Below are 11,323 nucleotides of genomic sequence, written 5' to 3'. Positions count from 1 at the left end.
CCCCCCACTCCCCACTCCCCAACTGAATGGAGTGTTACTAGAAGGCTGCGAGTCACTCACCAAGGCACTTACACATCGAATTACTATATCAATGGTGTACCTTGCACCCTGACGGAGTTACATGAGGAATTAAGTAACCTGCGGGTTTATCCTGAAGGCTATAACGTGGTGCTGCAAGGGGATGTCACCAGCATTATCTCGATGAATGCGCGGGAACGGCGGGAAATTATTGATGAATTGGCTGGGGTGGCGGCGTTCGATCGCAAAATTATCCAAGCCAAATCAACTTTAGATGAGGTGAAGGAAAAAGAAGATAGCTGTCGGATTATTGAGACAGAATTAACTGCACAGCGCGATCGCCTTTCTCAAGATCGTGCTAAAGCTGAGAAATATCAAAAACTCCGCACGGAATTTCTAGCGAAACAATCCTGGGAAGCTGTTTTATCATGGCGATCGCTACAAGCACAACAAGAAAAGTTAGTTCACGAAATTCAAACAGGCGATCGCAATTTTAATGAACTCACTACCCAACTTACAAACCTAAATTCTGAAATCGTCCAAAAATCTGCTGAACTTGAACAACTCAATGCTCATGTAAAAGCATTGGGAGAAGAGGAACTTTTGGCAGTACAATCTACCCTCGCCACCCAAGAAGCTGAACGGAAACAACTCCAGCGTCAATTAACGGAATTAGAAGCAGCTTCTCAAGAAACTGCCAAACGTCTGACTCAAACTCAGCAAGAAATTCAAAAACACCGTCATTCCCTTGAAGAAATTGCCCAAACACAAGTTGTAGAGAGACAATCTATTGTCTACTGTCAGCAGCAAAGAGATGAGACGCAGCAAGCGCTACAAACTTCCCGCGAAGCAGCCGCAGAAATCGCCTCGGCTTCGGAAGCGTGGGTGCAGCAACAAACGGCATTCAACCGTCAAATTGAAACTTTACTGCAAACTCTAGAACCGCAACGCACCGAACAAGCACAACTCAGGGAACGCAATAATCAGTTACAGCAGTTAATCCAAGAACAAACCCAGTTAATTCAACGCGACGAACCGCTATTAGCCCAAAAACAAACTGAGTGTAGTCAAATTGAAACGGAATTTAACGCCTCTAGCGAACCCATCCAAAATTTAGCCCAAAATCTCTCAGCCACAGAACAAGAACTGCAAATCCAACAGGAAACTCAAAAACGGTTACTTTCTGAACAACGAGAAAAACAACGCCAGTTGGATAAAATAGAGGCGCAAGCGCAAGCACAGCAAGAAGTCCAAGGAACCCAAGCGAGTAAAGTCATTTTACAATCGGGAATGCCTGGACTTTGTGGCTTAGTTGTGCAGTTAGGAAAGGTGGAACCCCGTCATCAACTAGCTTTAGAAATGGCTGCCGGGGGACGTTTGGGACATATTGTGGTAGAAGATGACAGCATCGCCGCCGCAGGCATTGAATTGCTCAAACAGAAGCGTGCAGGGAGAGCGACTTTTTTACCCCTGAATAAAATTCACGCTCCCAAATTTACTCAAGATGCAACGCTGCGTTTTGCTAGCGGTTTCGTTAATTATGCTGTTAACTTAGTCGATTGCGATCGCCGTTACAAAGATGTATTTAGCTATGTTTTTGGTAACACCGTAGTTTTTGCCAACCTTGAAGCGGCGCGGAAAAATTTAGGATTATATCGCATTGTCACCTTAGACGGGGAACTCTTAGAAACCAGTGGTGCAATGACTGGTGGTAGCAACACCCAACGTTCAGCGTTGCGGTTTGGCAATGCGGAAGCGGCGGAATCTGATGAAGCGATCGCTTTAAAAAATCGCTTGGTGGATATTGAGCGAGTTTTAGAGCGTTGTACAGAAGCGATCGCCACTTTGTCAACCAGAACCAAAAAACTCACCCAAGAACTCACAGAAGCGCGTCAGGCACGGCGCGAACAGCAGCTGCAATTGGAACAGTTGCAAAAAGATATTAAGAATTTGACAGCGCAATTAGAGGGGACGCGATCGCAACTCGCGCAAAACAGCGAAAAGTTAGCCACTGCTCAATCTAGATTAGAAATCTTGGAGCGGGAATTACCTGGACAAGAAACTCAGTTGCAACAATTGCGACACGCTTTAGCAGAGTTGGAAGCATCCCAAACCCCCAGCGAATGGCAACAAATCCAGGCGACAATTAAAACTCAAGAGCAACAATTGCAACAACGGGAAACGGCATTACGCGAAGCTGAACAAAGATTAAAAAATTTAGAAAATCAGCAACAACGTTTACAAGAAAAAATCCAAGAAGCAGAGACACGAATCACAGAATATGAAACCCAACAAATCTCTTGTAGAGACGCGATTCATCGCGTCTCCACACAAATCACAACGATAAACGACCAAATTACCCAAACCCGCGCCAATCTAAGCCTTATGGAACAGAATTTGGGAGAAGAGAAACAGAAACGCGATGCTACAGAACAAGAAGTGCGATCGCACCTTTTGCGACAACAACAATTGGAATGGGAAATCCAAAAACTCCAAGAAACCCAAGAGAAGCGGCGCGAAGAACTAATTGCACTACAAAGCCAGTTGCGGGATATGGGAGCAGAATTACCAAATCCTTTGCCGGAAGTTCCAGATAAGGTAGATTTGGAGGAATTGCAAAAAGAATTGCGATCACTTACTAAACGCTTACAGGCAATGGAACCTGTTAATATGCTGGCGTTGGAAGAATACGAACGCACTCAAAACCGTCTCCAGGAACTCACGCAAAAATTAGAGACACTAGAAGGGGAACGTACCGAACTACTTTTGCGGATTGAAAACTTTACTACATTGCGGCAACTTGCCTTTAAAGAAGCTTTCGATGCTGTTAACGAAAACTTTCAATCAATTTTTGCCATCCTTTCCGACGGTGACGGCTTCTTGCAACTGGAAAATCCCGAAGATCCCTTTAGCAGTGGACTAAATTTAGTCGCACATCCCAAAGGTAAACCGGTACAGCGCCTAGCTTCCATGTCTGGGGGAGAAAAATCACTCACAGCCTTGAGCTTTATCTTTGCCCTGCAACGCTACCGCCCATCGCCATTTTACGCCTTTGACGAAGTAGATATGTTCCTAGATGGGGCAAACGTAGAACGATTAGCTAGAATGATTAAACAACAGTCACAACAAGCGCAATTTATAGTTGTGAGTTTGCGTCGTCCGATGATAGAATCAGCCGAACGCACAATTGGCGTTACTCAAGCACGAGGAGCTTACACTCAAGTTTTGGGGATTAAGTTACAATCATCCAATACATCTGCTTGAGTTTTTGTTAATAATAGTGTATAGATAAACCGGATTCGAGATCAGGACTCGGTATAGAATGACCTCCGAACAGATAATTAGGCGTTCCGACATATTAAATACCCAGGTGATTACCCGCGACAACGGCAAGCGGCTAGGCATCATCAGTCAAGTCTGGGTTGATATAGATCAACGAGAGGTTGTGGCTCTTGGTTTGCGAGACAGCCTGATCTCTATTTCGGGCATACCGCGCTATATGTACCTCAACAACATCAGCCAGATTGGTGATGTCATCCTGGTTGATAACGAAGATGTAATTGAAGATATCGAAGTTGAATCTCTCAGTAATCTGATTAACTGGGAAGTAATTACAGAAACAGGCGAAGTCTTAGGCAAAGTTCGGGGCTTTAAGTTCAACGGCGAAACCGGCAAGCTTAACTCCATAGTTATTGCTTCTTTAGGATTGCCCCAAATTCCCGATCAATTTCTGAGTACTTACGAGTTCTCAGTAGATGAAATTGTCAGCACAGGCCCCAATCGATTGATTGTGTTTGAGGGAGCCGAAGAACGGGTAAACCAGTTGACAGTTGGTTTATTAGAGCGTCTGGGTATCGGCAAAGCACCTTGGGAGCGCGATGCAGAAGAAGAATACGGCTATACTCCACCACGTACAATTGCACCACCCAATCAACTGCCTAGTGGAGTGCCATTGCAGCCACCCAGGCAAAAAGTTCGTGCCCCCGAACCCGTAGCGCGGGAAGAGGAATGGACAGAAGACTATGTGGAGGAAGAAAGGCCACAGCGTCAGGTAATGAAGGCGCGGCAGCATGAATCTATTCAATACGAAGAAGATGAGGAAGAAGATAACTGGAGCGAGGCAACAGGCAACGACAGGTATCAACAACCACAGCCGCTAAAGTATGAAGCCCAGCCTTATAGCAAGCCTTATGTTGATGAATACGATGATTATGACGATGTAGACGGCGATGCTTGGGAAGATGCGCCGAAGCCCGTGAATATTCCCAAGAAAGTCAAGGAAAGACAGCCAGAATACGAAGAAGAAGGCGGATATTAATTCGTAATTCGTAATGACGCTCCTACATCGCTAACGCTGCGCTAACGTAATTCGTAATTCAACCGGAAAATTACGAAGTATTTTAAGATTAATTCAGCCCTTTTCTTACTTATAAGGAGAGGGCTAATTTTTTAGAACGCACTAGAGTGTGTTAGCGACAGCATAATGCACTGTCTAAACTAGAGGGTAATACCAATTCGCAATTCGCAATTAAGAAACTTAGATGCAGCAAGACTTTCCTGATTTACATCTGTTGCCTCATTTTGGAGAATTGGTATGAGTAAAATTATCTTATTGCTTGATATGTAGGGGGCTTTCTGCTATAAGCGAAATAAATGATGAATTATTACCAGAAATAATTGAGAAGCGTGAGTTAAACTTTAGCTTTCAAAAATCACCAAAATAAATTCATTGGTTTCGTATCAAATCAAAATCTCTGGATCTGGAGTGCCCTTAGCTGGCACATCTAAATCCCCAATGATTCGCACAACCAATTCAGAGTTGCGCCGCACAAGTTGGGAGCTATATGTAGGACTTAGATGTTCATCTTATTGGCATCTTAGGATATGTGCTGGCGACATTAGTGTTGATCAATCTTGCCGATAAATTAGCAACTCCCTTTACACAAAGTCCATCACCACTTAGGATTTGTCATAACTAATGCTGTTGCCTGAGAGCTATCTAATGGATGGGAGAAAAAATATCCCTGCCCATATTCACAGTTCAACTTTCTCAACACTGCTAGTTGCTCTTCTGTCTCCACCCCTTCGGCGGTGACATCCACACCTAATTTGTGTGCCAATGTAATAATTGTCTGAACAATATCTAAATTTCCATCATTAAAAATGCTCCCGCTAACAAAAGAGCGGTCTATCTTCAACTGATTAATTGGAAAGTGGTGGAGACGACCTAATGAGGAATAGCCCATACCGAAGTCGTCAATTGCCAACTTAATTCCTAAATTTCTCAGTTGCTTTACCGTGATGATGGCTTGATCGTGGTTTTCCATAATTACGCCTTCTGTAATCTCCAGCGTCAAACTCGGTGCCGGGAGTCCAGTGTCTTGTAGAACTTTATTGATGTGCGGCAGCAAGTTTTCTTCACTGAACCTAGTAGTACAAAGATTGACACTAATGGTCAAGGGACACTTAGCCAGATCCGCACAGCTAGAGGAGAATTGCTCTTGCCACTGCTGTATCTGACTACATGCCTCATGCAAGAGCCACTGCTCAATAAGGTTAATTAACCCGGTTTCTTGGGCAGTTGACATGAAATACTCTGGCAAAACAATGCCGTGTTTTGGATGTAGCCAGCGCACAAGCGCTTCAAAACCAGTTATCCTGCCGTGACTGAGTGACACTATCGGTTGATAATAAACCCGAAACTCTTGAAGCTCAATGGCTCGGCGCAGCTCGTTAACCAACTCCAAGTGTGCCATTGCTTGAAGATGCATATCAGTGTTAAAAATCTCATAGCACGCCCTACCTTGTGCCTTAGCTCGGTACATCGCAATATCAGCGTCACGCAAGTAATCTTCTGGTTCTTTACAACCTGTTATGCTTAAAGCAATGCCAATACTCGCTGTAATGGACACTTCGTGCCCGTCTAGAACCACAGGAAGTGCCAGATTCTTTTGTATTCGCTCAACAACCGTTACCACTTCTAATACATCTCTAATTCCCACTAGCAAGATGATAAACTCGTCTCCTCCCAGCCGTGCAGCTATATCTATAGAGCGCAAGCATTCTTGAAGCCTTTGAGCAACCGTAAGCAGTAATTGATCTCCAAATGTGTGTCCCAGGCTGTCATTGATCACCTTGAAGCGATCTAGGTCTAGAAACAAGACAGCAAACAGATAATCTGAATGCCGTTTGGAATAATTGACCGCATCTTCTAAGCGGTTCATAAATAAAGCGCGGTTTGGGAGTCCCGTCAGTACATCGTGAAAAGCAAGGTGTAGCAGTTTTGATTTAGCTAGTCTATGCTCTGTAATTTCACTTAGTAATTGCTGATTTGCTTTTGCCAGTTCCACTGTGCGTTTTGCCACTTGTTCTTGTGCTTGTTTAGCTTCGCTGATATTACGCAGCAACCAACGCCAGCCTACCAACTTTTCTTGTAAGTCATACACTGGAGATGCCCTGATACTAGCAGGAAAGGGTATACCCAAGCGTGGCTTTATCTCAATTACGCAGTCCTGTATCTGCTGTGAATTATTTATCAGGGAGCTAAATATCTGACGGTCTTGTTGATCAATAAACACAATCAATGGTTTACCTACCAGATATTTTTGCTGCACAGAGAGCATAGTTGCTGCTGCATAGTTAGCCTCTAGGATCTTCCCGGCGGTATTAGTTACCAAGTAACCATCCGGCGCAAAATCGAATAATTCTTGGTAACGCTGGCGTTCTATCTCTGCTCTTGCTCTTGCTACCTCTAACTCCTCGGAGGTAACCAATAGTACTTCCACTGTCGTTTGGAGTTCATCGAAAGCCGCTATCATTAGTTCTTGTTGTAAGTTCGGTTGAGTTGCAGTGCGCTGCCATACTCCTCCTACCCGCGATCGCAATTCCTTTATCTGCTGGCTAAAGTTATCTACATCCATGTTGCTCAAGGTGCAAAACTATGAAATGTGGGTGGAAGTAATGGTCAAATTCATATAGCTAGTATTAATAAATACTAACTATATGACATCTGTAAGAGGATATACTTTTAGTACTTATACCAATTTTTTGTGAAACTGCACATTATTTTGACCTGAACGCTAAAACAGTTTGTAACTAATTAGTGAACTATTCAGAAACTCACCAAAAACTGCTAGCGTCAAACAAAGTAAAATATCGTTGTGGACTTTCGAGCTTGAAAACCCGTTCTAATTACTGGCAACTGCTGCCTTATATCCGACTCCAGTGGCAAACCCTCACCAAGGGACTTATTGGCATCTTGGGATACGTGCTGGCAACATTAGTACTGATAAATCTTGCCGGTAAATTGGCAATTCCCTTTGCTCAAGGTAATGTAGTAGCGATCGCTCAAATAACTGGCAGTTGTGCCTTAGTCTTTCTTGTTAGAGGACTGTTTCAGTCTATACAAGATATGTACATGGCAAAAGCTGCTTTGAGAGTTGCTTTTCATCTCCGTCAACAAGTTTATGCACATCTTCAAAAGCTAAATCTCAGCTATTTTGAAACGGCAAAAGCAGGTGATTTATCTTACCGCCTCACCGAAGATGTTGACCGCGTTGGCGAAGTTGTAAATAAAGTATTTCACGACTTTATCCCCTGCATTTTGCAGTTGCTAGCAATTCCGATTTACATGATTTACCTGAATTGGCAACTGACATTAGCAACGGTGATAGTTGCACCACTGATGGGTATTTTAGTTGGCTGGTTTGGTGAACGCTTACGCAAATATTCCTTAAAAAGTCAAAATCGCGTGTCGGGTTTATCAGCCATCCTTGCGGAAGTTTTCAATGGTATTCGTTTGGTACAGGCTTTTGCTGCCGAAAATTACGAAATCGCCCGCTTTGGCCATGAAGCAGAACGCAGTCTCAAAGCGAAATACTCAGCCGAACGCCTGAAAGCGATTCAGATTCCCATCGTCGGATTTCTGGAAGCCTTGAGTGCATTATCGTTACTGATTGTGGGAGCATGGCAAATTTCCCAAGGTAATTTAACAGTGGCGAATTTTTTCAGTTATTTGGCGGCGGCGGCGCTATTAATTGATCCCATTGGCCACACTACTAATAACTACAACGAATTTAAGCAGGGTGAAGCATCTGTTGACCGTGTTTTTGAATTGATGGCAATTCAGCCGACGGTGATCGAAAAAGCAAATGCGATCGCTCTCCCCCTAGTCAAAGGCAAAATAGAATATCGTCATATTTCCTTCGCCTATAAACCGGGTGAACCTGTATTAAAAGATATCAGTTTATTGGTATCTCCAGGTGAAGCGATCGCTCTCGTGGGTGCTTCTGGTGCTGGTAAAACCACATTTGTGAATCTTCTCCCCCGTTTTTACGATCCCGAAACTGGGCAAATATTAATTGATGGTATTGATATTCGAGATGTCAAGCTGCATAGTCTGCGGCGACAAATTGGGATTGTTCCTCAAGAAACCATCATGTTTTCCGGGACAATTGCCCAAAATATCGCCTTTGGACAAGATGCTTTTGATATGGAAGCAGTTAAGGAGGCGGCAAAAATTGCTAATGCCCATCAGTTTATTAGCCAACTACCAGAAGGTTATCAGACTTGGGTGGGTGAGCGTGGGGTAAACTTATCGGGTGGACAAAGACAAAGAATTGCGATCGCTCGTGCTGTTCTGCTTAATCCCCAAATCTTGATTCTTGATGAAGCGACATCAGCATTAGATTCCGAATCGGAAGCACTGGTACAGGAAGCGCTGGAAAGACTGATGGAAAAACGGACGGTGTTTATTATTGCTCACCGTTTATCAACAGTTAGGAGGTGCGATCGCATTTTAGTTCTCGAACAAGGACAAATTGTCGAATCGGGAACCCATGAAGAATTGTTAGCGCTAGAGCGTCGCTATGCGCGGTTTTATGCCCAGCAGTTTAGTTAGTCAAAAGAGGGAGTTGGGAGTGGGGAATCTCACTTCTTTACTCAGAGCAGCCACATCTAGAGTACTCTTGACCAGAAAGAAAAAGATACAGAGCATTCAAATAAAAAAATACTCAACTACCTATTGTGAGGTGGACGTCTCACTTGTCCCTAACTAGCCCACAGGTAACTTATACGGCTTTACCTTTACGACATCACAGAGAATTCTGACAATTGAACCTTAAGTACTTGGCTAAAAAGGCTCAATTTGATATTGTTGATCGACATATCAAATTGATATATCAAAATGCTGAAGTTGGCAGTGTTAGGTTTATTACAGCGAGAGCCATTAAATGGTTATCGGCTTAAACAGCAACTAGAGATGTTTATGAGTTGCAGTATTTGTGTCAACTATGGCGCGATCTATCCTCTTCTAAAGCGCATGGAAGAACAAGGTGAAGTGATCCTATGTGCAGAACAATTAGAAGAAGGTGGACAGTGTGGAAAGGTATATGAGATTACACCCATCGGTAAAACCACTTGGTATCAAGAGATGCTGGCATATCCTCATGAAAGCTGGGTGAATATGCGATCGCGATTCTTTATCAAATTTTTTTTCTTTAGTCATTTATTACCCGAAGAACGAGTCCAGTTAATCGACCATCGATTGATGTTATGTCAGTTACGCCTTGCAGAGAAAAAAGCACTTGAAGTTACTGATGATTTATATCAAGCGAAAGTGCAAAAGCGGGGAGTTGAAGTGATCAAATCAGAAATTGAGTGGCTAGTTGAGCAACTTCAAACAGAACAACTTCAATTAGCTCAAACGCCAACCTCAGTCAGCTTTAACACAAAAAACTTTTGAAGTATCCTAACTAACTATGTGGATCGTCAAAATTGCTTTACGTCTTCCGTATACATTCGCGATCGCCGCTTTGATGATTGCGATCCTGGGTGCAGTCACGATATTTGGTACACCAGTTGACATTTTTCCCGCAATTAACATTCCGGTTGTCAGCGTAGTTTGGACTTACACTGGTACCACATCTGAGGAAATGGCACAGCGAATCGTCACCATTAGCGAACGCGCTATGACAACAACCGTTGGTGACATCGAACACATTGAGTCTCAATCTTTAAGTGGTGTGAGTGTCGTCAAGGTTTTCTTCCAACCCAACGCCAATATCGCCTCAGCAGTTGCTCAAATTACCTCTGTCAGCCAAACAATTCTCCGCCCTTTGCCACCGGGGATTACACCGCCATTCATCATTCAATACAATGCTTCTTCGGTGCCGATTATCCAGATGAGTGTGAGTAGCAAAACCTTGCCAGAAGAAGCACTCTTCGACTATTCTACCAACTTCGTCCGCACCCAATTAGCAACAGTGCAAGGAGCGAGTGTACCTCTGCCCTATGGTGGTAAACCTCGGCAAATTATGGTTGATATCGATCCCCAAGCGATGTTGGCTAATGGCGTTTCTGCCCAAGATGTAACTAATGCTGTCAGTGCCCAAAATCTGGTTTTGCCCGCAGGTGATATGAAAATAGGCGATCGCGACTTCGCCGTACAAATCAACAATAGTCCAGATGTGGTGGCAGCCCTCAACAACTTACCGATTAAGCAAGTTAACGGTACTGTCATTTCCATTCATGATGTCGCGCAGGTAAGAGATGGCTTTGGTGTGCAATCAAACATTGTACGTCAGAATGGCAGACGATCGAGCTTACTTAGTATCCTGAAGAGTGGCAATGCCTCAACGATTGATGTGATCGAGCGGGTAAAAAAAACTTTGCCTCGCATCCAATCCACCTTGCCCCCAGAACTGAATTTAGCGTTTTTGTTTGATCAATCTATATTTGTGAAAGCTTCGATTCAAGGCGTTCTCAAAGAAGGATTGATTGCAGCCTGTCTCACCGCACTAATGATTTTGATTTTCCTGGGAAGTTGGCGCAGCACCGTAATTGTAGCCGTATCGATTCCTCTCTCGATGCTAGTTTCAATTATTGTGATGAGTCGTTTGGGACAAACTTTCAACATCATGACTTTAGGTGGTTTATCCTTAGCTGTTGGTATTCTTGTAGATGATGCCACAGTAGAAATTGAAAATATCCACCGAAATCTCGGACAAGGTAAACCCATCAAGCGAGCAATCTTAGATGGGGCGCAGCAAATCGCCACTCCAGCACTTGTAGCAACATTATGTATTTGTATTGTCTTTGTGCCGGTCGTGTTTTTAAGTGGAGTAGCAAAGTACCTGTTTGTCCCCCTAGCAATGGCGGTAGTATTTGGGATGCTTGCTTCTTATGTGCTATCTCGGACTGTAGTCCCGACAATGGCAAGCTATCTTTTACCATCTGAAGTAGACTGGCATCGAGAAAGCGAGGATCATAATGGTCATAGCGACAACCACCATACTGATTCGCCAGT

At 43.7% G+C, this 11,323-nt stretch carries 6 protein-coding genes; 5 read left to right on the top strand and 1 reads right to left on the bottom strand.

The features are described from left to right. Nucleotides 1-3,282 (top strand): chromosome segregation protein SMC (gene smc / locus ACFE90_RS24120; protein ID WP_375504999.1); only part of this gene is annotated, 3,282 nt, incomplete at its 5' end. Between the two features lie 58 nt (nt 3,283-3,340). After that, nucleotides 3,341-4,336, top strand: a complete 996-nt coding sequence (locus ACFE90_RS24115; RefSeq protein ID WP_375504998.1) for a PRC-barrel domain-containing protein — start codon at nt 3,341-3,343, stop codon at nt 4,334-4,336. A 634-nt stretch (nt 4,337-4,970) separates the two neighbouring features. Here the strand turns inward: ACFE90_RS24115 and ACFE90_RS24110 are convergent. Continuing rightward, a complete protein-coding gene (locus tag ACFE90_RS24110; RefSeq protein ID WP_375504997.1) occupies nt 4,971-6,938 on the bottom strand; it encodes a putative bifunctional diguanylate cyclase/phosphodiesterase in 1,968 nt (655 codons plus the stop codon). Between the two features lie 254 nt (nt 6,939-7,192). Between ACFE90_RS24110 and ACFE90_RS24105 the strand changes: the two genes are divergently transcribed. The 3 genes from ACFE90_RS24105 to ACFE90_RS24095 form a co-directional block, all read left to right on the top strand. Further along, nucleotides 7,193-8,917 (top strand): ABC transporter ATP-binding protein, encoded by a 1,725-nt coding sequence (locus ACFE90_RS24105; RefSeq protein WP_375505000.1) that lies wholly within the window; start codon nt 7,193-7,195, stop codon nt 8,915-8,917. A gap of 285 nt (nt 8,918-9,202) precedes the next feature. Further along, nucleotides 9,203-9,760 carry a PadR family transcriptional regulator gene (locus ACFE90_RS24100; protein WP_375504996.1) on the top strand — a complete coding sequence of 186 codons (558 nt, stop codon included), beginning with the start codon at nt 9,203-9,205 and terminating at the stop codon, nt 9,758-9,760. Nucleotides 9,761-9,776: 16 nt separating this feature from the next. After that, nucleotides 9,777-11,323: efflux RND transporter permease subunit (locus ACFE90_RS24095; protein WP_375504995.1), on the top strand; the 1,547-nt coding region annotated here is incomplete at its 3' end.

The organism is uncultured Nostoc sp. (genome assembly GCF_964245445.1).
Taxonomy (GTDB): Bacteria; Cyanobacteriota; Cyanobacteriia; order Cyanobacteriales; family Nostocaceae; genus Nostoc.
Note: the sequence above shows the minus strand (reverse complement) of the source record. Positions and strands in the feature narration are given on the sequence as shown.